Annotated in this window: 23 protein-coding genes; 8 read left to right on the top strand and 15 right to left on the bottom strand. The window is 40.5% G+C overall.

Features of this window, described 5'->3' with window-relative positions:
- Positions 1-9: 9 nt before the first annotated feature.
- Positions 10-447: a hypothetical protein gene (locus ABXG83_RS04385; RefSeq protein ID WP_353550271.1), complete on the bottom strand. Its 438-nt coding sequence runs from the start codon at positions 445-447 to the stop codon at positions 10-12.
- A gap of 90 nt (positions 448-537) precedes the next feature.
- Positions 538-4059, bottom strand: a complete 3522-nt coding sequence (gene smc, locus ABXG83_RS04390; protein ID WP_353550272.1) for a chromosome segregation protein SMC — start codon at positions 4057-4059, stop codon at positions 538-540.
- Between the two features lie 239 nt (positions 4060-4298).
- On the opposite strand from smc, the gene ABXG83_RS04395 reads away from it, so the two are divergent.
- Both ABXG83_RS04395 and ABXG83_RS04400 read left to right on the top strand, forming a co-directional pair.
- Positions 4299-5378 (top strand): glycosyltransferase, encoded by a 1080-nt coding sequence (locus tag ABXG83_RS04395; protein ID WP_353550273.1) that lies wholly within the window; start codon positions 4299-4301, stop codon positions 5376-5378.
- Positions 5379-6512 (top strand): glycosyltransferase family 4 protein, encoded by a 1134-nt coding sequence (locus ABXG83_RS04400; protein WP_353550274.1) that lies wholly within the window; start codon positions 5379-5381, stop codon positions 6510-6512.
- Between the two features lie 66 nt (positions 6513-6578).
- Here ABXG83_RS04400 and ABXG83_RS04405 read toward each other — a convergent pair whose 3' ends face one another.
- A complete protein-coding gene (locus ABXG83_RS04405; RefSeq protein ID WP_353550275.1) occupies positions 6579-7265 on the bottom strand; it encodes an ATP-binding cassette domain-containing protein in 687 nt (228 codons plus the stop codon).
- Positions 7266-7338: 73 nt separating this feature from the next.
- A complete protein-coding gene (locus tag ABXG83_RS04410) occupies positions 7339-8517 on the bottom strand; it encodes an AIR synthase related protein (RefSeq protein WP_353550276.1) in 1179 nt (392 codons plus the stop codon).
- A 256-nt stretch (positions 8518-8773) separates the two neighbouring features.
- Between ABXG83_RS04410 and ABXG83_RS04415 the strand changes: the two genes are divergently transcribed.
- Positions 8774-9718: a bifunctional riboflavin kinase/FAD synthetase gene (locus ABXG83_RS04415; protein ID WP_353550277.1), complete on the top strand. Its 945-nt coding sequence runs from the start codon at positions 8774-8776 to the stop codon at positions 9716-9718.
- Positions 9719-9730: 12 nt separating this feature from the next.
- On the opposite strand, the gene ABXG83_RS04420 is transcribed toward ABXG83_RS04415, so the two are convergent.
- The 3 genes from ABXG83_RS04420 to ABXG83_RS04430 all read right to left on the bottom strand — a co-directional run bounded on the left by ABXG83_RS04420 (position 9731) and on the right by ABXG83_RS04430 (position 12107).
- Positions 9731-10171 (bottom strand): YHS domain-containing (seleno)protein, encoded by a 441-nt coding sequence (locus ABXG83_RS04420; RefSeq protein ID WP_353550278.1) that lies wholly within the window; start codon positions 10169-10171, stop codon positions 9731-9733.
- Between the two features lie 62 nt (positions 10172-10233).
- On the bottom strand, positions 10234-11232 hold the full coding sequence (gene holA / locus ABXG83_RS04425) for a DNA polymerase III subunit delta (RefSeq protein WP_353550279.1): 999 nt from the start codon (positions 11230-11232) through the stop codon (positions 10234-10236).
- A gap of 161 nt (positions 11233-11393) precedes the next feature.
- Positions 11394-12107 (bottom strand): ribonuclease H-like domain-containing protein, encoded by a 714-nt coding sequence (locus ABXG83_RS04430; RefSeq protein ID WP_353550280.1) that lies wholly within the window; start codon positions 12105-12107, stop codon positions 11394-11396.
- Between the two features lie 42 nt (positions 12108-12149).
- Between ABXG83_RS04430 and ABXG83_RS04435 the strand changes: the two genes are divergently transcribed.
- Both ABXG83_RS04435 and ABXG83_RS04440 read left to right on the top strand, forming a co-directional pair.
- Entirely contained in the window at positions 12150-13124 is a 975-nt protein-coding gene (locus tag ABXG83_RS04435; protein WP_353550281.1) for a hypothetical protein, read from the top strand.
- Positions 13125-13379: 255 nt separating this feature from the next.
- Positions 13380-14552 carry a HAMP domain-containing sensor histidine kinase gene (locus ABXG83_RS04440; protein WP_353550282.1) on the top strand — a complete coding sequence of 391 codons (1173 nt, stop codon included), beginning with the start codon at positions 13380-13382 and terminating at the stop codon, positions 14550-14552.
- Here the strand turns inward: ABXG83_RS04440 and ABXG83_RS04445 are convergent.
- Positions 14509-14817, bottom strand: coding sequence for a hypothetical protein (locus ABXG83_RS04445; RefSeq protein WP_353550283.1), 309 nt, complete (start codon positions 14815-14817; stop codon positions 14509-14511). The two genes, ABXG83_RS04440 and ABXG83_RS04445, sit on opposite strands and share 44 nt — an antisense overlap.
- Before the next feature lie 101 nt (positions 14818-14918).
- Here ABXG83_RS04445 and ABXG83_RS04450 point away from each other — a divergent pair, with 101 nt between their 5' ends.
- A complete protein-coding gene (locus ABXG83_RS04450) occupies positions 14919-15440 on the top strand; it encodes a GNAT family N-acetyltransferase (RefSeq protein WP_353550284.1) in 522 nt (173 codons plus the stop codon).
- A 127-nt stretch (positions 15441-15567) separates the two neighbouring features.
- Here ABXG83_RS04450 and ABXG83_RS04455 read toward each other — a convergent pair whose 3' ends face one another.
- Entirely contained in the window at positions 15568-16236 is a 669-nt protein-coding gene (locus ABXG83_RS04455; RefSeq protein WP_353550285.1) for a head GIN domain-containing protein, read from the bottom strand.
- Positions 16237-16331: 95 nt separating this feature from the next.
- The gene (glgB, locus tag ABXG83_RS04460; RefSeq protein ID WP_353550286.1) at positions 16332-18359 is read right to left on the bottom strand and encodes a 1,4-alpha-glucan branching protein GlgB; all 2028 of its coding nucleotides are present in this window, start codon (positions 18357-18359) and stop codon (positions 16332-16334) included.
- A 120-nt stretch (positions 18360-18479) separates the two neighbouring features.
- On the opposite strand from glgB, the gene ABXG83_RS04465 reads away from it, so the two are divergent.
- Both ABXG83_RS04465 and ABXG83_RS04470 read left to right on the top strand, forming a co-directional pair.
- Positions 18480-21248, top strand: a complete 2769-nt coding sequence (locus ABXG83_RS04465) for an outer membrane beta-barrel family protein (RefSeq protein WP_353550287.1) — start codon at positions 18480-18482, stop codon at positions 21246-21248.
- A 12-nt stretch (positions 21249-21260) separates the two neighbouring features.
- Positions 21261-21998, top strand: a complete 738-nt coding sequence (locus tag ABXG83_RS04470) for a GLPGLI family protein (protein WP_353550288.1) — start codon at positions 21261-21263, stop codon at positions 21996-21998.
- Positions 21999-22083: 85 nt separating this feature from the next.
- Here the strand turns inward: ABXG83_RS04470 and ABXG83_RS04475 are convergent, their stop codons facing one another.
- From ABXG83_RS04475 to ABXG83_RS04495, 5 genes are all read right to left on the bottom strand, one after another.
- Positions 22084-22653: a PepSY-associated TM helix domain-containing protein gene (locus ABXG83_RS04475; RefSeq protein WP_353550289.1), complete on the bottom strand. Its 570-nt coding sequence runs from the start codon at positions 22651-22653 to the stop codon at positions 22084-22086.
- A 108-nt stretch (positions 22654-22761) separates the two neighbouring features.
- Positions 22762-23697, bottom strand: coding sequence for a hypothetical protein (locus ABXG83_RS04480; RefSeq protein ID WP_353550290.1), 936 nt, complete (start codon positions 23695-23697; stop codon positions 22762-22764).
- Between the two features lie 10 nt (positions 23698-23707).
- Positions 23708-24070, bottom strand: coding sequence for a hypothetical protein (locus ABXG83_RS04485; RefSeq protein ID WP_353550291.1), 363 nt, complete (start codon positions 24068-24070; stop codon positions 23708-23710).
- Positions 24051-25256: a cation:proton antiporter gene (locus ABXG83_RS04490; RefSeq protein ID WP_353550292.1), complete on the bottom strand. Its 1206-nt coding sequence runs from the start codon at positions 25254-25256 to the stop codon at positions 24051-24053. The genes ABXG83_RS04485 and ABXG83_RS04490 overlap by 20 nt, the downstream gene beginning before the upstream one ends.
- Positions 25257-25544: 288 nt before the next feature.
- Positions 25545-25931, bottom strand: coding sequence for a VOC family protein (locus ABXG83_RS04495; RefSeq protein ID WP_353550293.1), 387 nt, complete (start codon positions 25929-25931; stop codon positions 25545-25547).

Below are 25931 nucleotides of genomic sequence, written 5' to 3' on the forward strand. Positions count from 1 at the left end.
ATTTTCCAGCTAGTCGAGGTATTTTTTCTTTTTCTCTTCCTTGAATTCCATTTGTTCGATCAAGGATTCGGGACTTGGATTATTGGTTACCGAAACTGCGATTTGAAACAAAGCGAAACAGAGTACTACAGACATCACCAGCTCTCCCCATGAGATCCAGTAGCCCCAAAATGTATATACAGCGCCTTTTTCAGGAAGTCCGGTCTCATAAATGACAGTTAGTTTTTGCCCTTCCTCAATGTTTCGAAAAATATAATTCGGATCAATCGCGAACTCTTTTGTCCCGGTATTAAAAACTGCCTTCAGAACAGGTTTTCCATCAGTTATATTGACTGTTTTCCTAACAATAGCAGGCACCTGTACTCCATCAAAATAATCAGGCTGCCTGGTAAACAACAGGTAACAGCCAAAACAAACAAGGTAGAGTATGAAGACACCTTTATACATAGCAGATAAGATATAAAAAAGTGAAAGGTGAAAAGTGAAATGGGTTAAAACAACCACCTTTCACTTTTCACCTTTCACTTTTCAAGAATATTAATTGGATAGACTTCTAAAATCCACCGGTACCAACTTGCTCACACCAGGTTCTTGCATTGTAACACCATAAATCACATCTACAGCACCCATGGTTTGCTTGTTGTGCGTTACAATAATGAACTGAGAGTTATCACTGAACTTCTTGATCATCTGCGTGAACTTACCAACGTTGGCATCATCCAATGGAGCGTCCACCTCATCCAGGATACAGAATGGCGCGGGTTTGATCAAGTAGATCGAGAACAACAATGCAGTTGCGGTCAGGGTTTTCTCTCCCCCACTCAACTGAGTGATAGAAGATGGACGTTTCCCTTTAGGCTTAGCGATGATCTCAATACCGGTTTCAGCAAGATTGGTAGGATCAACGAGTACCATATCAGCAGTATCTTCCTCGGTAAATAAGGCTTTAAATACTTTCTGGAAATTCTCACGAACCTGATTGAAGGTATCCAGGAATTGCTGATTAGCGGTAGCTTCTACTTCCTGGATTGTTTGTAATAAACTCTCCTTGGCAGAAACAAGGTCATTCTTTTGTTCCAGAATGAACTCATAACGTTTTTTCATTTCCATGAATGCCTCGATCGCGGTAGGATTCACTTCGCCCATATTTTCCAAACGCTTCTTCATCCTATCGCTCGTAGCTTGTAACTCTTCGAGTGTAGTATCTGTAGTTCTGGCCTGATCTAAGATCTCATCCAGTTCTACTTTGAATTCAACGCTCAATCTTTCCTTCATTCCCGCGAGCTGGAGTTTGAGCTCATTCAGCTTATCCTTGATCTCGGTAACGAGGTGATCGATCATTTCTTTACTCTTCACTTTCAGACGCAACTCACTTTCTTTCTCTTGTAAAGCATTTCGAAGATTATAGTATGCCTGATCGGCTTCATTCAATTTCTTTTCTTCTTCTTCTTTCTTACGCATCAGCTCCAATAATAATTCTTCAGAACCGATCAAGGCTTTTTCACCTTCTTCAATATTACCGGTTGCTTCAGAGAGTTGTGCTGTATTGCTTTCGATCTGCTGGTGTAATTCACTTAATTGGTTTTCTTTGAATACCAACTCTTGTTTCAATGTTGTGATCTTACTTTGCTGACGTGTCAATTGAAGATTGATCTCATTGTACTGAACAGATGCAAAATTGTATTCTTGTTCTGCCAATTGATAATCCTGCTCTACCATTTTCATTTGCTCACCTGTTTGCAGCAATTGATCGTTCAGGGTATGCAGTTCTTCACGTGTTGCGGCAATAGCATCTTGTTCGTCCTGCAAACGGGTATCCAGATCTGCTAAACGCTGAACAGCATTTTGTTGAGCGGCTTGCAGGTTTTCGATCCTGTTTTTAGTAGCAAATACCTGGTTGGTCAACTGATTGATCTCATTTTCGGTTTGCTTGATGGCATTTTCTTTCAATTGCTCATTGAAAGCGATCACTTCATTGTGCTTAGCCTGAATATCTGCTTTTAATAAACTCACCACAGATTCCTGATCCTGAATTTCTTCAGCCAGTTTTTCCAGGTTCTTAGCACGACCGATTTTCTTTCCTTCAAACAATCCTACACTACCTCCGGTAAGGGTGTATTTCCCTTTCACATATTTACCGGTTTTCTCCAATACTACAGCGCCATTGCTGTTGGTAATCGCTTCGTCATTTTCAGCGATATAGACATTGCCCAAGAGGTACTCCGCCAGTTTGCGGTATTGATCATCCACTTCGATCACTTCCATCGCGCGGATCGTATGGGCGGGCTGGTGCGTTTCTACACGCAGGTCGTTAAACTTATCCAGCATGAAGAAGTTGGCTTTCCCTTTATTGTTATTATCCAATAAATGAACCGCCTGCAATCCTTCTTCCAGGTTGTTCACCACATAGTAGTTCAGATAGGGTTCCAACACATTTTCAACAGCAGCCCTGTACTCTTCCTTTACATAAATGATATCAGAAAGAATAGGTGCAGAGTGATTCCAGTTTGGATTTTTGTGCAGGAATTTGATACTCTCCGGATAACCTTCCATTGAGTCGATCAAACTTTTCAAAAGGTTATATTCGTTACGCTTGGCATCCAGTTTTCGATTCTCTTCTGCCAGTTCATTACGCAACACTTCTAGCTGAGCCTGTGTTTCAAAAATATTTTCACGTGTACGGTCATGCTGTTCCTGTAACTGCTGCAGATCGATCCTACGGGCTTCGAGACTTTCTTCTTTTTCAACCAACTCTTTTTGCAGCTGCTCTAACTGCGCTTCACGGCTTTGTTTCTCTTCAGATAATTGCGCCTGTGCACGCTGCAGGTTTTGAATAGAAGTATCCGCAACTGCTACTTTTTTCTCCGCATCAAACTGATTGCGTTGAATTTGCTGGTATTGATTACGAAGTGCATCAACACCGCTTCTGCGCTCATCAAATAAACGACGTTTGTCTTCGATATCCAGTTTAGCCGTTTCAACCCGGTCTTGTAATTCACTCAATTTGGCTTCTTCTTCTCCCACCTGCATTTGGGTATACTCAATCGAATCACCAATCGTTTTTAATTGTCCGGATGCTTTTTCCAGAAAATCTTTCAGGCTAGTTTCTTTCTCTTTGAGGTAATGCAGTTTTTGGGTAGCCAGGTTTCTTTCGTTCTCTTTGCTACGTAAATTTTGCAACAGATCATTGAACTCATGCTGCATGCTCTGTAAGGCTCTTTCTTTTTCGATAAAGCCTACTTTTTCCTGTTCGATAGCCGCTTCTTCAATGGCGATCTCTGCATCGAGTTGTACTTTTTTATTGATCTCCAGTTCCTGTTGTTCATTCAGCTCTTTGTAAGTGATATTAAAACCTTCCAAAGCAGCTTTCGCGAGTTCTACAGAAACCTCTTTGTATTCTTTTTTGATCTCGTAATACTTCTCCGCTTTTTTTGCCTGGTTTTCGAGGGTCTTCAATTGGTTGTTGATCTCGAATAACAGATCCTCGATACGTGCCAGATCCTGTTCGGTGGCATCCAGTTTATTTTTAGCTTCTTTCTTACGCGTTTTGTAAATGGTAATACCGGCAGCCTGTTCCAACATTCTTCTACGACTGTTCTCCTTGTCTTTGATGATATCATCCACCATTCCCAATTCAATAATGGCATAACTATCTGTGCTGACACCGGTATCCAGAAACAGGTTATGAATATCTTTCAATCTGCAGGTCACATCGTTGAGACGATATTCACTTTCTCCATTTTTGTAAAATCGACGTGTAACGGTAACCGTACTAAATTCTGTGGGCAGTAAATTTTTTGTGTTTTCGAAAGTGAGACTAACTTCTGCAAGACCACTCGGACTTCTGGTCTTACTTCCATTGAAAACCAATGCTTCCAGGTTTTCACTTCTTAATGCCGATATCTTTTGTTCACCTATAACCCAACGAATACTGTCAATGATATTACTCTTGCCGCAACCGTTAGGTCCGATGATACCGGTTATCCCTTCATCGAAACTCACCACAGTTTTATCAGCAAAACTTTTGAACCCTTTGATTTCTAATGATTTTAATCTCACGTTTCCTCAATTTAGTACCTGCGAACATACGTGAAAAGAGGAAGAATTTTTGGAAAGATTATACCCCTGTGTATAAGACGTGGAGAAAAAGAATAAGGAAAAAAAATAATCTTTTTCAAATTTTCAAAACAAACTGACAATCAATTATTTAAACAGGGTCATATCGAATAAAAAATCACTTATTTTAGCGACTTCTTGTTCCATTTTGCAAGCCTATATTTGTTGGATAAGTATACCCATTGAAAAGGATCATTTTTACCGTTACCAATGACCTGAATTACGACCAGCGCATGCAAAGAATTGCCGGTAGTTTATCTGCGCAAGGATACTCGGTTTTATTGGTGGGAAGAAAGAAAGCCTCCTCCACTATTTTACAGGATCAACCCTTCCAACAAAAAAGACTTTCCTGTTTTTTTGAAAAGGGCTTTTTGTTTTATGCAGAATACAACCTCCGACTGTTCCTATTTCTTTTGTTTACCCGTGCCGATATTCTCTGCGCGATCGATCTTGATACCATCCTGCCCTGCTATTTCTCTTCCCGTCTCAAAAAGCAAAAAAGGGTTTATGACGCCCATGAACTTTTTACCGAGCAGGCAGAGATCATTCGCAGACCCACAGTACAAAAGATCTGGTCATGGATCGAGGCTTTTGCCGTTCCAAGGTTTACATGGGGATACACGGTGAATCAGTTCATAGCAGATCATTTCCAATACAAATATGGCGTAACCTACACCGTTATCAGAAACCTCCCAATATGCTATCCATTGGAAAACTACAATCCGGAAGGATATATTCTTTATCAGGGTGCAGTGAATGAAGGCCGCTGTTTTGAAACATTGATACCGGCCATGCAATCAGTTCAAGCCCCGTTATGGATCTGCGGTGATGGCAGCTTTTTTGAACAGACAAAGTTGTTGATCCGCCAATACAAACTAGAAGACAAAGTACTGCTAAAGGGAATGGTCGCACCGCATCAGTTAAGAGAAATCACACAAAAAGCTGCTATCGGACTCACTTTATTCAGCCTGAAAGGACTTAACCAGTATCAATCACTGGGAAATCGTTTTTTCGATTATATGATGGCAGGGATTCCACAACTCTGTGTCAATTATCCTGAATACCAAAAGATCAATAGCCAGTATGGTTTTGCCCATCTGATTGATGAACCTGACAGCATTTCTATTGCCCAGGAATTGAACAAAATGCTGCGCGACCGTGTTTTATACCAAGAATTACAACAAAATGCATTAAAAGCACGTTCTGTGCTGAACTGGGAACATGAGGAATTGAAACTGAGGGCGTTTTATAATCAATTGTAAATGGACAAGCATCTGCACATCATCTCCTACACGGTGCCTTACCCTGTAAATCAGGGGGGAGTGTATGATGTATTCTACAAGCTGCAAGCTTTACAGCAGCAAGGTGTACGCATCCATTTGCATTGTTTTGATTATGGAAGAGGAGAGCAACCGGAGTTGAATCAGTTTTGTGAATCGGTTCATTATTATCAGCGTCATACCGGACATAAAGGTATTTCTACGGCACTGCCCTATATCGTTGCCTCCAGAAAAAACGAGGACCTGGTGCAACGTTTGTTGCAGGATGAATATCCCATTTTTATGGAAGGAGTGCATTGCACATACCCCATTGTTGATGAACGTTTCAATCAAAGAAAATTGTTTGTGCGATTGCACAATGTAGAATACCAGTACTATAACGATCTGTACAGAAATGCATCCACCGCTTTTCGTAAACTTTATTTCAAACGTGAAAGCATCATGCTGAAAAGCTATGAGCGTAAGATCGCTCAGAGAGCTACATTCTGGGGAATGACCGAAGCAGATGATGATGTGTATCGAAAAGAATTTGGTTGTAAAAACATTGAACAACTTCCCCTGTATGTGCCACCACATTGGCATGTAAAAGAAAAAGTAGGGAACGGTAGTTTCTGTTTATACCATGGCGATTTAAGTATTGATGCCAACGAAAAAGCAGCTACATGGCTGCTGGAAAAAGTATTCAACAAAGTGGAGATACCGTTTGTGATCGCAGGACAAAATCCATCCAAAAAACTGGAAGAGTTGGCGCATAGCAAAGGACATACCTGTTTAGTGGCGAACCCATCAGAGCGAGAGATGCAGGACATGATCGCAAAAGCGCAGATCAATATTTTACCTTCTTATACACACACCGGCATCAAGATCAAATTGGTGAATGCCATTTTTAATGGAAGACATTGTTTGGTGAATCATGCCACGGTAAACAATTCAGGACTTGAATCCACTTGTCATATTGCTGAAACGCCGGAAGCCTTTGCAAATAAAATAGAGGAACTGTTCTTCACCCCCTTCACCTCTACAGAAACAGCACACAGGAGATCACTCACGGATCATCTTTTCAACAACGAAAGAAACGCCAAGAAACAAATTGGATGGATCTGGGGAGAAAGTTGAGTGAACAAAAAAGGAACCCATCACCCATCACCCAGAACCCAGAACCTAGCACCCAGTACCTAACACCTAATTCTCCACTGCAGCACTATCCAACACCCTACCCTTTTCAGTTTTCAGAATACGGGATGGATATCGATTGATGACAATGAAATCGTGGGTAGCCATGATCACCGCTGTACCATAATCACGGGCGATCTGAATCAATAATTGCATGATCTCATCACTGGTTTCCGGATCGAGGTTTCCGGTAGGTTCATCTGCTAAGATCAGCTTAGGAGAATTGAGTAATGCACGTGCAATGTCTACACGTTGTTGCTCTCCACCACTCATTTCAAAAGGCATTTTGAACCCTTTGCTTTTCAATCCAACTTTATCGAGAACATCATTGATCTTTTCTTCGATCAGTCTTTCATCTTGCCAACCTGTTGCTTTCAAAACAAAGCGCAGGTTTTCGTGCACATTACGGTCAGTCAATAATTGGAAGTCTTGGAATACCACACCCAGATTACGACGCAGGAATGGAACTTTTTTCCAATCCATTTCGCGAAGGTTAAATCCAACCACAGATGCACTTCCTTCCGTCAAGGGTAATTCACCATAAAGGGTTTTCAGCAAGCTACTTTTACCTGTACCGGTTTTACCGACCAGATAAACGAATTCTCCTTTGTTGACAGAAAAATTGACATCTTCCAGGATCAGACTATTTCCTTGATAGATCTTGGCGTTGCGTATAGAGACTACTGTTTCAGACATGTTACTAAGTTACTTTTCCGTGTATTGATGATGTACCTTCTTCAAAAATAAGGATCATGTGATTGCCAACCTGTTAATATTGGTAAACAATTTCTCCTTCAATGGTATGCAAATGCAGTGACGATGTTGTTGCCGGCTCTACCCTTCCCACAATTTTAGCTTCAATACCCAACGCAGTGGCGATATCGATCATAGCTTGGGCCGATGCTTGAGGGGTAAATACCTCCAGGCGGTGTCCCATATTGAATACCTGATACATTTCACGCATATCTGCGCCGGAGTTTTCCCGGATCAAATGAAAGATCGGTGGGATCTCAAATAACTGATCTTTGATGATCTTAAAATTACCCGGCAGGTATTTCATACATTTTGTTTGTCCACCCCCACTACAATGGATCATACCATGGATCGCATCAAAATGATGATCAAGCAATTGTTTCACCAATGGGGCGTAGGTTCTGGTTGGACTCAACAATAATTTGCCGATCTCTAACTCACCAAAGCCAGGTACAGAAAGACGTTCGGTCATTTTATTCTTGCCGATATATACTACCGCATCTGAAAGCTGCGGTTCAAAAGTTTCCGGATAGTGGGTCGCATAATATTTCTCTAATACATCATGACGAGCGCTGGTCAAACCATTGCTCCCTAATCCACTATTGTATTCGGTTTCATATTCGGCTTTACCTGCACTGCCAAAACCAACGATCACATCTCCGGCTGAAATCTTCTCATTGGTGATCAGTTTATTTTTTGGCCAGCGACTGGTCATGGTTCCATTGACTGCGATCGTTCTGACCACATCACCTACATCTGCTGTTTCTCCACCTAGATAATGGATATTCACCCCATATTGCTTCAGCTGATCAAAAAAAGATTGTGTTCCGTTGATCACTGCCTGCAAGACCTCTCCGGGAATGCGGAGTTTATTCCGATCGATCGTAGAAGAAAACAGAATATTGTCTGTCACACCCACACAAAGCAGGTCATCGATATTCATGGCAACCGCATCTTTAGCGATCCCTTCCCAAACAGACAAGTCGCCTGTTTCTTTCCAATATAAATAGGCAAGAATACTTTTAGTACCGGCCCCGTCCGCATGCATGATGTTGACCCACTGCTCATCTCCACAAAGAAAATCAGGATAAATTTTACAGAAAGCATGTGCATATAACCCCTGATCTAGTTTTTGAATGGCCGCATGAACTTCCTCTTTCTGAGCAGAAACACCACGTTGAGCGTAAAGAGACATGAATTGTGAGATTTGTGATTCCGGGCAAAGGTAAGTAATGGATGGCAGATCGGGTGATTGGGTGATTGGGTGATTGGGTGATTGGGTGATTGGGTGATTGGGTGATTGGGTGATAAGACCAACTGAATATTGATTTGCATTATTGCATTCGCAAATATTTTCTCAACCCGATTCCCCGATTCCCCGATTTCCTGATCACCCAATCACCCAATATCCCAACAACCATCTCCTTCGAACTCTGTATTTTTGCACCGCTATGAAAGTACATCGTGAACTGGCGGGCTCTTTACCGGAATTTAGGAATGCTGTAGTAACCATTGGCACATTTGATGGCGTGCACAAAGGACACCAGCAGATATTGGCTCAAATGAAAGAAGAAGCGGCCCGGATCAACGGTGAGACCATCATCATTACTTTCCACCCACATCCCAGAAAGATCGTATCATCTGTTCCAGGTGATGTAAAACTGTTGAATACTTTATCTGAAAAGAAATTACTGCTGGAGAAAGCAGGTATTGATCATTTGGTGGTTGTTCCTTTTGATCACCATTTTGCCAATCAATCTGCAGATGAATATGTAAAAGATTTTCTTTACAAATATTTCAATCCACATACCATCATCATAGGGTATGATCATCGTTTTGGAAAAGGGAGAACAGGCGACTATCACCTATTGGAAGCCTATGGTAAACAATTAGGTTTTGAAGTAAAAGAGATCACAGAACAATTGCTGAATGAGATCGCAGTCAGTTCAACACGGATACGCAAAGCCATTGCTGAAAATGATATTGACACTGCCAATGCAGCTTTGGGTTATCCTTACTTTTTTGAAGGATTGGTGATCGAAGGCAATCAGCTAGGACGTACCATTGGCTACCCGACCGCCAATCTGCATATCGGCAGTGAAGAAAAACTGATACCGGGTAATGGCGTATACGCAGTGCATGTTGAACTTATATCCGATGATGCTAACGTTTCACAAAAACTGGGAGGCATGATGAATATTGGCATCCGTCCAACCATTGATGGAAAGAAAAGAGTGATCGAAGTAAATATTTTTGATTTTGATGCAACCATTTACGGACAACAATTGCGTATTCATGTATTAAAACAATTGCGGAACGAGATCAAGTTTGATGGACTAGAAGCTCTAAAAACGCAATTAGGTAACGATAAACTACAAGCTTTAGCTATTGTTTAAGTAAGGCAACTATTATTGATTCTTGATCTTTTGCCAATTGTAATCTGCTTTTATGATATGTCCTGAAATGTCCTTGTTCCACATATCTTGAACTTTCAAACTATAATTGAAGTAAAGTTTTTGATCGATAATTTTCCAGGTTTCAATGATAGTAGGTGCTTTGTAACCGCCTGACATTCCAAATGCACAATAGCCGCCATACTGAGGAGCATATTTTTCGGGATTACTTTTAAACAGTTCTTGGTTTTCAAGGGAACTAAATAGCCATGTGGTATTTTTCCATACATGTGAAAACTGTTCCTCTCCTTTCACAGGCTTTGATGCAGTAAAGAAAGCAACAACATCATATCCACGAATGGCTTTTCCGTTGATTGTAAAAATTTCTGATTGCTGAGCGAGTATTGCAGTGGAGCTTATTAAAGAGATCAATAAGAGTCCTATAATTTTTTTCATGATGTAAGGTTTGTACAATGGACGAACCTTAAAAGAAAAACTTACAGCGTGTACGAAGAATATTAATGCATCATCTTCACCACCATCTCTTTCATCAACCCGGCATCAGAAGTTCCGGCATCATGAACACCTACACTTCGAAGATTGTACTGATGTAGTAACAGCAATGCTTTTTCCACTCCCGTATATTCATACTTACGAGCAGAACTGAGATAGTCTTTGATGAAATATGGATTCACCCCTAATGCACTCGCAGCAGATTTCTCATCCGGATTTTGCAAACCGAATAACATATACACTTTACTGAAGTAATTATACAAAGCCGGTAAGACCTGTTGAATGGGCGCTGCTTTTGGGTTGGCTTCAAAATATTGGATGATACGAATGGATTTAGACAGATCTTTTCTTCCGATTGCCTCCTGTAATTCAAATACATTGAACTCTTTACTGATTCCAATGTATTTTTCAATATCATCTTCTGTAATATTGGTTCTGCCGGCCAGATTCACTGCGAGCTTTTCAATTTCATTCTCTATTCGACTGAGATCATTCCCCACATGATCCACCAACAACATCAACGCTTTCTGGTTGATCGATAATTGATGTTTCTTCACCATCTCCATTGTCCACTCAGGCAACTGACTCTCATACATTTTTTTAGTGGTCAGCATTTCCCCTTTTGTCTTGAGGGTCTTGGCTAGTTTTGAGCGGCCATCTACTTTTTTATCCTTATAGCTCACCACAAAAATGGTGGAGGGCAGTGGATTTTCGATATAGGGTTCTAGCTTATCAATATCGCGCATCTGTTGCGCTTCTTTTAGGATCACCACTTGTCGTTCAGCAAACATGGGGTATCGGCGACAGGCATTTACCACGGAAGCCCAATCTGCATCTTTTCCGTAGAAAACAGTGAGATTGAATCCGACCTCAGATTCGGCCAGAATCTTATGTTCAGCATAGTTCACAACCTGATCAATAAAGTAAGGTTCCTCTCCTTCCAGCCAATAAATGGGCTTATAGACTCCCTTTTTCCATTCTGTTATGATCTTTTCCGCCGACATGGGTGCAAAGATGAAGGATGATGAAGGATTTAAAAAATGAGCAAGGGTTTAGTTATGAACATAGCTTATGGCTGATGGCTAATAGTCCATAGGCTATGAGCTATGAGCTATGAGCTATGAGCTATGACAAAACGCAAAAGCCAAGGCCATTATTGCCATAGTCAGACTACGATTTGGATATTTTCGGGGTTGAGTAATGGTAGATGTTGGAAGCGGAGGATGATATTGGCGACAACCACTACATCTTGCTGGCAATAGTTGATGATGCACTGTAGGTCTTTTTCCAGATAATATACATCCTGAACCATGCTGCCATCGATATCGGTTTTGGAAGTGGGTATCCCTAATACCGTAGCCAATAAATGCAGTGATACATAGTTTTTATGGTCTCCAAACTTCCACCAATTCATCGTATCTACCATTTTTAGCTCCCAGGGCTTTTTATCCTGAATCCTTAGATAGGGAGGCAAGGGACAATGGTTGATCAGCATTCGACGACCTATATATGGGATATCAAACTCGCGGATATTATGTCCGGCAAACTGAAAAGATGGGTTGATCCGGTAGAGTTTATCGCATAATTCAGTGAAAATACTCAGTATTTCTACCTCATTATCTCCGGCGATCGTCTTCATTTTAAGGCACCACTGACCTTCTTCATTTTGATGGAAAAAAGCGGTTGAGATACAGATGATCTTACCGAATTCGGCCAATATTCCTGCTTTTTTTCGGTAAGCTTCTTCCGGTTCCATATCTTCTGGCACGGTTTTAGATATTTTGTCGCAAAACAGGGTTTGCCATACAGAATCCAGTTCTGTAAAGGATGGTACGGCGGGTACTGTTTCAATATCAAGTAATAACAGATCCTTGAGCATAAGCACTGTTTAAAAATTCCGTTAACTGAAAAAACACATCGTATGAACAACATCAACACCAACGATCAGAATGCTGCACCAGAGCAGAAAGACAACCGTAAAGTAATATACGGTATTCTGATAGTAGCCCTTTTGGCTACCTGGGCCTATATCTTCTATGATAAGAGCCGTACAACTGAAACCATCGATCAATTAGAAACACGTATCACCAATGTGGATAGTGCGCGTAATGCGATTCAGCAGGAGTTTTTAGAGGTTTCAGCCAAAGCTGATTCCCTGACTCAAAACAATATTCAATTACAGGGTGCATTGGCAGACCGCGGTTCTGAGATCCAGAAACTCAAAGGAAGCATCAGCAATATCCTGAAACGCAAGAATGCTTCTGATGCTGAACTGGCTCAGGCAAAACAAATGATCAGTGAACTGAATGGCAAGATCGATGGTCTGTTTGCTGAGATCGAAAAGTTACAAGGTGAGAACAAGCAATTGACAGCCGCTAACGAGCAGCTGAGCACGGAAAAAACACAGCTGACTTCTGAAAAGGAAAATCTTCAGCAAAACCTGAGTGCTACCAAAAAGGAGTTAGATGAAAAAGTAGACGTAGCTTCTACCCTACACGCTTCCAACATTGGTATCACTGCCATCGATATCCGTAACAGTGGTAATGAAAAAGCAACCACTACCGCTAAAAGAGCGGACCTGATGCGCATCTCATTTGTATTGGATCCAAATCGTATTGCTCCTAGTGGTGTAAAAGATATTTATGTATGTGTTACCGGACCTGATGGCAAAGTGATCAGCGAAGGAACCAAATTCATCACTCGTGAAGAAGGTGAAAAAATTTATACCAGCAAAGTATCCGTAACCTATGAACAAGGCAAAGTTACTCCGGTAAGTTTTGACTGGAAGCAAAGCACTAAATACCAAACCGGTAATTACAAGATCGAGATCTATAACAACGGTTTCAAAATCGGCGAAGGTGTAAAGACTTTGAAAAAAGGTGGATTGTTTAGTTAAGATACAAGAGAAAAGAACAGGAAACAAGAAAGGAACAAGGAACAATAGACAGGAAAAATTTGAGCATGTAATATTTCCGGGGGGTAATATTAGCAAGCAACAACCAAGGCATCCGAAAGGGTGCCTTTTTTGGTCCATAGCCCATGGTCAATGGCCAATAGTTAGGAAGTATAAGGGCTTAAGAAAAATCCCTCTTTACCATCGACTATGAACCATCGACCATGGACTATTCACTATCTTCACCCAAACTTTCCCATGCGTATAAACTGGCGGATCATATTGGTGGTGATTGCGGTGATTCTGGTGAGCGGAACGATCTTTTATTCGCAGTATGTGGCAGGAAAAATTGCCACAGAAGAAAGAATGTATGTGACCGTTTGGGTGGAAGCACAAAGAACCATTCTCAATTCTTATGATACTGCCAATTTAAACCTGGCTACATTTATCTCTTCAGAAAACCAGGAGATCCCCATCATTGAAACCAATGAAAAAGACAGTATCACAGGCAACTACCTGAATCTCGACAGTACATTGGTTGCGTCCGACAGCACTTATTTACAGAGTAAGCTTGAAGAGTTTCGTCGCTATAACAATAAGCCGATTGTATTGGTGATGAAAGACAGTCCATACACTGCCAATCATTATTACTATGGTCAGAGTAAGCTACTCAAAGAAGTGAAATTATACCCATTGATCCAATTGATCATTGTGGCCCTATTCATCGCCATTGCGATTATGGCTGTTCAGTCTCATTACAGAAGTGCACAAAACCAATTATGGGCTGCGATGGCAAGGGAAACAGCACATCAACTCGGTACTCCCGTTTCAAGTTTGGAAGGATGGTTGGAGATCCTGAAACAACATCAGGAAAATGAACAGATTATTCCTGAGATCGCTAAAGATGTGAAACGATTACAATTGATCACAGATCGTTTTGGCAAAATAGGTAGCCAACCCAAACTGGAACCCGGTGATCCTTTCGAGCAGATCGAACAGATGATCATTTACATGAAAAAAAGATCCGGCGGACAAGTACAATTTGAGTTCACCAAACAGCCGTTGTCTGTTCAGCCTAAATTCAGTGCCCCATTATTTGATTGGGTGATCGAAAATCTGATCAAAAATGCATTGGATGCTATGGAGGGAAAAGGAACCATCACTATTGAAGCGCATACTACGCGCGAAGAACTTCAAATTGATGTAACGGATACAGGAAAAGGAATCAGTGGCGTGAACATCAACAAAGTATTCAAGCCCGGATTTACCACAAAGAAAAGAGGTTGGGGCCTGGGTCTTCCGCTGAGTAAACGTATCATGGAAGAATACCATGGCGGTAAATTATTTGTTCGCTGGAGTGAGAGCGGCAAAGGAACAAGCTTCCGAATCATTCTGCCTCTTCCTGCAGATGAGACTCCATCACAGGCATAAGCGACTCCCCATAACTACTCATTACCGTATACCATTGTTGCAATGATTGAGGGGTTGTAGTGTCTGCATACAAATTAGCCTCCCGACAATAGGTCAATAATTCATGTTCAATTTTCCTGAGATCGGATTTGCTTTGCAGATTACCCAATTGATGCAAACAACTGTTCATCCGAGATAATTTTTCATCCGACAAATGATCAAAAGCATGTTGCTGTAATAATTGTCCGGTAGCATTGACCAGCAATGCACAATAACGTGTTTTCATCGTTCATAATTTATTGCAATTGACAACTGTAACATAACCATACAATGATTAAATTGTAAAGGAATTGTTACTCGATTTTTTTGTGCATAATCTGTGAATCTGTGGCTTATTCTATAACCTGTAGACAATGGCAAGAAAGTGATTTATCAAATCTATTGTTGTACCTGCATCATTTAAAAGCAGAGACACAAGATCGTTTTGGTCCTCACCCTTTTACCCGGGAAGCGCTGGATCATTTATATCATCATCACGATTACAAAGGCTTCGTTTTAATAGAAAACAACAGCACCTATATTATAGGATATGCCATTGTGAAAATGGGATTCCTTGAACATGATCATCCAAGATTGCTTGGTTATCATTTTCAACCTGATCATATCAGCGATGCTACTTATGCTCCTTCATTAGCAGATGATTGGCAAGGAAAAGGAATCGGCAACTTATTATGGGACACCGTAAAAGCGTATTTACAACGCTCAAATAAGAAACGTGTAATACTTTGGGGTGGAGTTCAAACGAATAATACCATCGCAGTAAAGTACTATCATAAAAATAATTTCATACCCATAGGATCATATTCATATAATGGAAAGGAGAATATAGATATGATCTGCACACTTTAAGCCATAAAAAAGCAGCGAACAGTTTTGAATGCTCACTGCTATATTTTGAAATAAGTAAAAATTAAAAAGTCAAAAGTCAAAATCTGAGATCTGATATTCTATCATGAGCTATCAACTATTTGCTATCTCACTTATCTGATTGTCTTTTCACGGTACCGCCGCTACTTACATTGATATTACGGATCAAGCCTTCGCCTTTGAATCTTACATAACCACCGCTGCTGGCTTCTGCTGATATTTCTTTATTTACTGTGATCTGAACACCTGCACCGCTGCTTACATCGGCTTTACAATAAGTTACATTCAGATCATATCCACGAAAGATACCACCACTGCTACCATCTACATTTAACTCATTCGCTTTACCCATGACCGTGATGGTACCACCACTGCTGACATCTACTGATAATCGATCAAGATCCACTGATTTGGCTTGAATAGAACCACCGCTGCTGGCATCGAGTCCATCAAGTTTGGTATAAGAAACATACACCACAATTTTCCAGTTTCTTCTTCTTTCCCAGAATTTCCAGTCATCATTTTCTCTACCTATTCTTAATACACCATTGGTCACTGTTGTTTTTACTTTGTCTAACAGATCAGCATCATTACTGGTAACCGCTAACTCTTCTTTACTGCCTTTGGTCAAGATCACCTGAATACCGGCTGAAGTCTTAACAGCATGAAAGGCACCCACATTTCTTTTTTGAACATTTTCCCCGGTCACCACTTCCTGACCTAAAGCCATGGAAAACAACATGGTAAGCGCTAATAAACTACTCAATATCTTTTTCATGAATGATTTGTTTTTGAGTGTAACGGGGGAAGAGAGGAAATGTTACAATGACTTTAGCCGCAAGTGTTTTTATTGCTGCTTGATGCTTGCCGCTTCTATCTCAACACCACTGCCCCTAAAGCCGGCAAATGCACTTTCAGGCGGTAGCATTTTGAAGGTTTATCTACCAGCTCAGATTTTATTTCGGGATTGAAGACATCTCCGGTTCCCCAGAATTCTTTGGCATCACTATTAAATATTTCTTGCCATTTTCCTTTTCCGTGAACAAAGATCTCCCAGTCATGTCTTACTACTGGCGTTACATTGAGGATTACAAGTACATCATCTTGCTCTTTTTTTCCTTTGCGTTTGTACACCATTACCGATTCACTTCTATGATTCAGATCCACCCACTCAAAACCATCCGGCTCAAATTGTTTTTCATATAAGGCTGGTTCTGTTCTGTACAACTCATTGAGTTTTTGTACGCAATATTTCATGCCACCATGACTCACAAACTGCAATAATTCCCATTGTAACTCACTTTTATAATTCCACTCGCTTGTGGCTCCAAATTCATTACCCATGAATAGCAATTTGGCTCCGGGGTGTGTGAACATGTAAGTATATAGAATACGGAGGTTGGCAAATTTTTGCCATTCATCTCCCGGCATTTTATACAACATAGGACTCTTACCATGCACCACTTCATCATGACTCAATGGCAACATAAAATTTTCATCATTGAAATACATCATGCTGAATGAAAACTTATCCTGATGAAACTGTCGGTAGATGGGATCCATTTTGAAGTAATCTAATGTATCATGCATCCATCCCATCATCCATTTCATACCAAAGCCCAGCCCCCCTTCAAATGTGGGTTTACTGATCTTTGGCCAGTCTGTGGCTTCTTCGGCAATGGTTTGAATATCGGGGAAATCGCGGAACAAGGTTTCATTGAGGTCTTTGATAAATGCAATGGCTTCCAGATTTCCGTTACCACCAAACTCATTCGGCTCCCACTGACCCGCATTTCTGCTGTAGTCTAAACGAAGCATTGAACTCACGGCATCTACGCGTAAACCATCGGTATGAAATTGATCACACCAAAACCGCGCACTGCTAATCAAAAATGATTTGACTTCTCCCCTTTTATAATTGAAGATATAAGAGTTCCAATCCGGGTGATACCCTTTACGCATATCGGCATACTCATAGGTATGTGTTCCGTCAAACATAAACAAACCATGCGCATCATAAGGAAAATGAGAAGGCACCCAATCCAATATCACGCCAATACCTGCCTGGTGAAATGCATCTACCATCGCAGCATAATCTTGTGGTGTGCCAAAGCGTGAAGTGGGTGCAAAATAACCCGTACCCTGATAACCCCAGCTTCCATCAAAAGGATGTTCCATCACAGGCATGAACTCTACATGCGTAAAACCCATTTCCTTCACATACGGTACCAGTCGCTCAGTTATTTGCTGATAGGTATTATACACCTCTTCATTGTTTTTATCAGGGCGCATCCAACTGGCCAGGTGTACTTCATATACAGACCAAGGTGCATCCAATGCATTGTGTTTGGAACGTTTTTTCATCCATTCCTGGTCCTTCCATTCATAATCAGTTTGCCAGGTAATGGACGCTGTATATGGACGTTTCTCCCAGAAATGCGCAAAGGGATCTCCTTTATCTAGTTTGATTCCTTTAAACCCATGGATATGATATTTATAGGCTTCGCCAGCTTTGACGCCAGGAATAAAGCCTTCCCAAATCCCCGAATTATCCAAACGCACTTTTAATGGATGCGATGTTTTATTCCATTCATTAAAATAACCGGTAACACTTACGAATGTGGCATTGGGTGCCCATACGGCGAAATAAGTGCCTTGTGTATCCAATACTGTGAGCTGCTTGTTCCCAAAAAAATCATAGAGCCTATAATGTGTTCCCTGCTGAAAATTGCGGATATCTTCATCAGAAAACAACGAATAGTTCCAAACAGGTTGCTGGGTGTCTACAAAATGAATCTCTTCAAATTTCTTATCCGATTTCCCAACCTTTTGTCCTCCATTGTCTCCTTCTAAAAGATTTGATCTAGAGGCGGAAGTTGACTTTTTATTTTTATCGTTCATAGGTTCAAAGAGATCAGATTAAAAAAATAATTAACATTAAATTACAACTATATTCTTAGTTATTAAGATTTTTTTATGGATTTTGCTGTAAGAAGCATCTAACACCGCAAGCACCAAACAATGAAAAAACTAACTGCTCTTCTGCTGGCGATCGGTTTCTGTACCATCTCCTTCAGCTACGCCCAAACGGGTTCCCTTAAAGGTACGGTTGTTGACTCTACCAATAAAGTAAATCTCCACAATGCTGTGGTTTCCTTATTACGTCCCAAGGATTCGGTATTGGTAAAGTTTGTAAGAACCAATGCACAAGGAAGTTTCGAGATCAATAACCTGCCCGCAGGCAAGTTCATTGTAATGATCTCCTACCCTGATTATGCCGATTATCTCGATGATATCGACCTCTCAGCTTCACCGCAGAAATCATTGGGTAATATCTATGTTACTACCAAAGCTCATTTGTTGGAAGAAGTGATCGTAAAACAACGTGTTGCTGCTATCCGTATGAAAGGAGATACCACAGAATACCGTGCAGATAGTTTTTATGTAGGCCCCAATGCCAACGTACAAGATCTATTGAAAAGAATGCCGGGTATCCAAGTGAATAGCAAGGGTGAGATCACCGCACAAGGACAAAAAGTGGAGAAAGTACTGGTAGATGGAGAAGAGTTCTTTAGTGATGATCCTGCGGTTGTTACCCAAAACTTACGAGCAGATGCGATTGACAAGGTGCAGGTGTTTGATAAAAAAAGTGATCAGGCTGTATTTACCGGTATCGATGATGGTCAAACCGCCAAAACCATCAACTTACAAATGAAGGAAGATGCCAAAAAAGGGTATTTCGGTAAAGTAGAGGCTGGAGCTGATTTCGACCGATATCGTTATGGCAAGGGTATGTTGAATGCATTCAAAGGCAAAAGAAAGTTTGCAGCATTTATTACCAACGATAATACCAAGTTTGAATCATTGAACTGGAACGAACGTAACAACTACAGTGGCGGTGCAGATAATATGGTGATGATGGATGATGGCGGTATCGCAATTTTTGATGGTGGAGATGATTTCAGTTATGGACAAGGTCTACCGACTTCTACAACCGGTGGATTGTTATTTAGCAATAAATGGAACCAGGACAAGCACAACATCAACAATTCCTATCAATACAATAACCTGAATGTGCGCGGTAGAAACAGAACCAGCACACAAACCATCTTACCGGATACTACTTTCTTCAATACACAGGATCAGAATTTTGTGAGTGATAGAAAACGTAACCGTATCACCAGTAAGTATGAAGTGAAGCTTGATTCTACCAGCACGCTGAAAATGACACTGACCGGTTCCATTATCAGTAACAGAAATGCCAATAGCTTTTTAGGGAAAGCCATCAGTGAAGAAGGTCAATTGATCAACCAATCTGATCGTACTACCACCAATGATGGAGAAGATAGAAATCTATTAGGCTCTTTACAATGGCAGAAACGTTTGAAGAAAAAAGGCCGGACCTTATCCTTCAATGGAGATTTCTCTATCATGAATAAAAAGAATGATGGCTTTTTATTTGCAAAGAACGATTTCTATGATAAAAATGGAACCTTGGTTCGTCAGGATAACCTAGACCAGTTCAAAACCAACACTGAAAATCTTTCCGGTGTGAATGGTCGTCTTGCTTATACGGAACCACTTTGGAAAAATACTTTCCTTGAGTTGAACTATCGCTTTGCATTCAATCGAAATGATGCTGAAAGAAATACTTTGGAACGTACTGTACCGGGTGGTAAATATGAAAATGTCATTGACACACTGAGCAACCACTTTATCTACAACAACAACAACCATACAGGTGGTTTTACATTTAGACTGAATGAGAAAAAGTATAGTATCTCTGTAGGTACTTCACTTGGATCTGCCAGATTCAATTTAGATGATATCAATACCGGTGCAAAAAGAAGTATTCAATTCACCAACTTCTTACCCACTTTCGGACTTACATTCAATCCTAAAAAACAGACCAGGTTCAGATTCAATTACAATGGAACAACACGGAATCCAACATTACAACAAATTCAGCCCTTTATTGATAATATAGATCCACTGAACATTACAATCGGTAATCCGAATTTAAAGCAGGAGTTCAGACACAACATGAATTTTACGTTTAGTGATTATAAAGTATTAAAGAGTAAGAACTTCTACATCAGTGCAAACTTCAGCACCGTTAACAATGCCATTACCAATGCCAACTTTATCGACAGTATTGGCAGAAGGGTGAATCAGGCGATCAATGTAAACGGCAATTACAATGGTAATGTTTGGAGCAATTATGGATTTGACATCTTCCCCTCTTATAATCTTGGATTTGGTGTGAGTCCGGGCTTTAACCGATTTGTGAATCGTGTAAATGGACTTGAGAACGTAAGTACAAATACCAATGTAAGGTTTGATATCAATCTTGGACACTGGTCTGAGAAAAAGTTAAGTTTCTATTTCAACTTTGGCGCTACGCATAATCAGTCCAAATCATCGATCCGTCCGAATGTTGTAACGAAATTCTGGACCTATACTTCCTACGCCGATGTTTCTTTAAAACTGCCTGCTAAGTTATTCTTCCAACTGAACAGCCAGCTTACCATGTATCAGAAAACCGAACAATTTGCCAATACAGCAAATGTGTATCTCGTGAATAGCTCCTTAAAGAAAACATTTGGCAAATCAGATAAACTGGAACTTAAAGTTTCTGTGAACGATATCTTCAATAACAATCAGAATATCCGAAGAAATATCAGTACCAACTTCATCACTGAAACCATTCAACAAAATATCCAGCGCTTTTGGTTATTTACGATCGCTTACAACTTTAGTAAAAACGGAAAACCAACTGATGGATTTTAAATAAACTCTTTTATGAAAAAGTTAATCACCTTATTATTCGTACTCGTCGCTTTGAACAGCTTTTCACAAGCAAGATTCATAAGTGCAGGCAGAATTGAATTTGAAAGAAAATACAATCAGCATAGTCAGTTTGAAGGACAAGAAGAAGGCATCTGGATCGCTGAGATGAAAAAGAACTACCCTAAGATGGTGACTGATTTTTATGAACTGAAATTCAATCAGGAAAAATCAGTGTATAAACTGATGAAAGAAAATCCTGACAATAAATATTTATGGTCCAGCAAACCCAATGAATCAGATATTGCTGTGAAAGATCTGGTGAAAGGAACTTTATCGATTCAAAGAGACGTATTTGAACAAACCTATATCATACAAGATAGTCTTCGTCAACTGGAATGGCGTATCACCGATGAAACGAGAACCATTGCGGGTTTCGAATGCAAAAAAGCAGTTACGCGTATTTGTGATTCTGTTTACGTAGTGGCTTTTTATACCGATCAGATTCTCGTGAACAGCGGACCTGAAAGCTTTAGTGGTTTACCCGGCATGATCTTAGGTCTGGCCGTTCCCAGATTACACACTACCTGGTTTGCTACAAAAGTTGAATTGATAGAACCCACACCTGCACAACTCTCTCCTGCTCAAAAAGGAAAGAAAGCTACCTGGCAGCAAGTATCTGCAGACCTGAATAGAGCGATGAAAGATTGGGGTCGTGGGGCTGATAGAATTTTGTGGAGTGCTTTGCTTTGATGGAAATAAGATTGCCACTGAAGGCACAGAGGAATACAGCAATAAACAATTCAGTGCTTTTCTGTGCCTTCAGTGGCAATAAAAACTATTGATTTGCCCTCATCCTTTTCGGCCCATACCATAACCAGAATCCGGTAATGGTAAAAAGTAATAAGGCCAATCCCATGATCGTAGTATAGATCAATTTAAAACTACCGGATGGAATATGCAGGTAATGATCTACCAAAGATCCATCATGTATCTTCTCAATATAATCAGCCCTTCGCTTTTCGATGTGTAACAATGCACCGGTTGTAGCATCTAACTGTACTGCAGTGAAATGATGGGTGAAGACAAACTTTACCATCCCCTTCTCCGGTCTGAAATCAATGCGATCGATGGTAGTTGAGATCGTATTATCGAACTGCTTCAAATAATGAACCGCTTGTTGACTCAAACTATCTACCGACAACCAGTCTTTGGATACAGTTGAACTGCCTTTATAGGATTTGGCCAATAAAACACCGCCACTATTTTTTTTCCATCCCAATAATAATCCGGTAACTGCGATGATAAAAAAGAATGCAAAGAGTAAAGCACCGGTAACCCTGTGGATCTTTCTGAATACCCTCAACAATTTGGCCTGCTCTTGCCGTTTTGTAACCTTATCTGACATGATCGCAATTTTTCTGAAACACTAAATATATCCATTATCAGTTAACACATTGGCTATTTTGTGTTGGCTGGACTAACCGCATCCTATTCAATGCAAACAAGTGAAAAGTTATTCGATATGCTTCAGTAAAACTGCTTTAGCGCTCCATTTATCCAATGTACCATCGAAACTAACAGTGATCCATTCCTTCTCAAAAGCATTCCATGCTACTCCCCATAAGTTATGTTTACCATCGCCACCGGTATACAATATATTACCTTCCCGATCCCACACACGCAACCGATCACTAGCAGTAGCCAACCATGAACCATCATGGTTCCATTTCATATCCCGGTATTCGGTTTTGCTTTTCTTGAGGGTCTTGAATAACTTTCCTTCTGCAGTCCAGAATTGCAACAGCGTAGGCATTCCTTCTTCTTCATGTCCATAATCACCACTAACGAAAAAGAGTCCATTCGGATGCCACTCCACTGTTAATACACCTGTTGCTTCTTCTCTGTGTTTCAGTACGGCTAATTTCTTTCCACTCATTTCATACAAACGAATATCATCCCCACTCAACAACAATAGATTTTTTGAGGGATGCCAATCCAGATCGAAATAACTGTTATTGTCTTCTTTAGGAATGGTTCGGATCAATTGTCCCCTTTCATTCCATATTTTGATGAGGTGATTATCTGTAGCTGCTAAAAATCTTCCATTGTAACTCCAACTGATCCCCCTGCCACCAAATTCTGCACCGGATAAGGGTATTGAATCTCCGGTTACCATATTCCTCAAATGCATATTACGATCATGGGTGGCAACAGCCAATAATTGTCCATTGGGTTGCCATTCCATTTTTCGGATCATGGATTGAACAGGAAATGTCTTGAGCAGTTTCAAATCTTTGTATTGATACAATCTGATGGTTTGATCATCCCCGCCGGTCACAATAAACCGTCCGCTAGGGTCAATGACCACTGTCCATAACCCTTTACCAGGCGATGCCAGCACCGACAGCGACATCCATAAACTCCCTATCAACAAAAGCAATCGAAACATCTTCAATTATTTAAACCTGTAACCAGGATGGAGAACTATCTGTTGGGGTATTGATCACGACTGGTATCCCATCCGGCGTTATCAATCGAATACACAACATCCCCAAGTGTGATTCAAAAGGGCCTTGAAAGCTGATCTGATGGGTTGTCAAATGCTGCATCATGGCTTTCAGGTCATCGGTGATAAAACTGATCTGTGTAATGCCCTTTGCCAGATGTTTGGATACATTCACATCGACGCCTTGCTGTCCACTATTGAAAACTGTCAATGCTGCTTGTTCGATTGCAGGGTGAAGTCCCAGCGTCTTAAAGAAAGATGTGGTGTTAGTCAGATCATCGGATCCCATTTCAATTTCATGGATGCGTATCTTCATGTATCGGCTTGTGTTCAGCTGGTTTTTCTTTCTTCACTCCCATCATTCCGATCATCATGATCAATGCGGTCAATACGATCACTTGAATAATGAGTGAGTTATCTACCATGGGTATTCTGTCTTCCGGGACAATGGATAAGAATAAAAGAATCGTGATCAACCCCCTTGGTGCAATGAACAATAAAGGAAATAGCGGCAATCCTGATAGTTTCAATTGGATGGCCCTGATCAAAAAGATCGCAGCTACTACTATACCTGCCCACAACAGTGTTTGCAAATTGATAAGGTCTGCAGTTTCCAATAAGTATCCAAAGAGGATGAAAAAGAACGTGCGTATCACAAAAGCTGCTTCTGTTGCTATTTCTCTGAATTTGTGTACTTCTTTATCCAGACTATCCGGTTTCAATAATGCGATCCATTTGTATTGCTTGAGTGCATCCAGATTCCCCAGAAAAATACCAAACAAGAGAATGAATAATAAGGAAGGTAAATGATAGATCTTAGAAACGGTATAGATCAAGATCAACATCACCATAATGGGAATGAATTTGATATGATGATTGATCCTTCCCAATAAATACGACAAACCCACTGTTGCAAAAAAAGAAACGATCAATATCAGTAATAGCTGCCATCCAAATTCAAAGAATGCATGTCCATTAATAACGGCATTCAAAGCAATAAAATTGAAAAAGATCACCCCAACGATATCAGACAAACTACTCTCATAGGTTACAAATTCACGGTTATAACTGTTGAGGTTCTTCGCAGTAGGTATCGCAATAGCACTACTGATCACTGCTAAGGGTATTACATTCACCAGACTTTGCTTAAAACCGTAACCACTATAATAACTCAATAAACCCGCGAGTAATAATCCAACCGCAAGGATGGGAAAGAAGGAAACAAAAAAAGCTTTCTTCACCATGGGCAGCTTCGATCGATCCAATTCTAATTCCAGGGAACCTTCTAATACGATCAGGATCAATCCAATCGTACCCAATATGGGAAGTAATGCTGAAAGATCAGGTATCACTACTTGAAAGAAGATGGTTAATTGTTTGATGATCCAGCCAAGCAGTAATAACAGAATCACAGATGGGATTCTTGTTTTTGCTGCACTAAGATCAAACAGGTATGCTAATAAAATAAGTATGCATAGTGTAATGATGATAGATGTGGTCATACTTGCAATATAAGAATTGAAAATTGTTTTTTATAGAAGTATATCTTAATAGATTCACAAGTTGTCTAGATAAATAATCTTGCTACAATTGTCAACTCATATTGCTCTTGGGCCGCATGGCCCCGTCCCTGTTTCAGGGCTGCATTGGCCTCTGATCAGATTCGCTGCGCGCAATGTGATCTGTCTTCGCTACGCTTGACACCGACCCCAATGAGGCCCTTCCACAGGGACTGATGAAAAATTATTTTTCTTGACCTGTTAATAAACTAAAAGGCAATTTAGATTGCTTCATGCAGGTTGTATCAAATCCCAAAGATTACCGTACAGGTCTTTGAACACGGCCACTGTACCATAGGATTCTTTTTGGGGAGGTCTTACAAATTCTACTCCCCTGTTGGTGTATAAATTAAAATCACGTTCGAAGTCATCGGTATATAAAAAGAGAAATACGCGACCTCCGGTTTGATTGCCGATGTATGGTTCTTGTGTTGGCCCATCTGCTTTTGCAAGCAATAAAGAGGTAGCAGCACCTTTAGGGGCCACGCGCACCCAGCGTTTGGTTGCTGAGAGTGTTGTGTCTTCTAGCAATTCAAACCCAAGGGTATCCACATAAAAACGAATGGCTTCATCATAGTCTTTTACCACTAAACTGATATGTGCGATCTGTTGTGCCAA

Source organism: Sediminibacterium sp. KACHI17 (genome assembly GCF_040362915.1).
Taxonomy (GTDB): Bacteria; Bacteroidota; Bacteroidia; order Chitinophagales; family Chitinophagaceae; genus Sediminibacterium.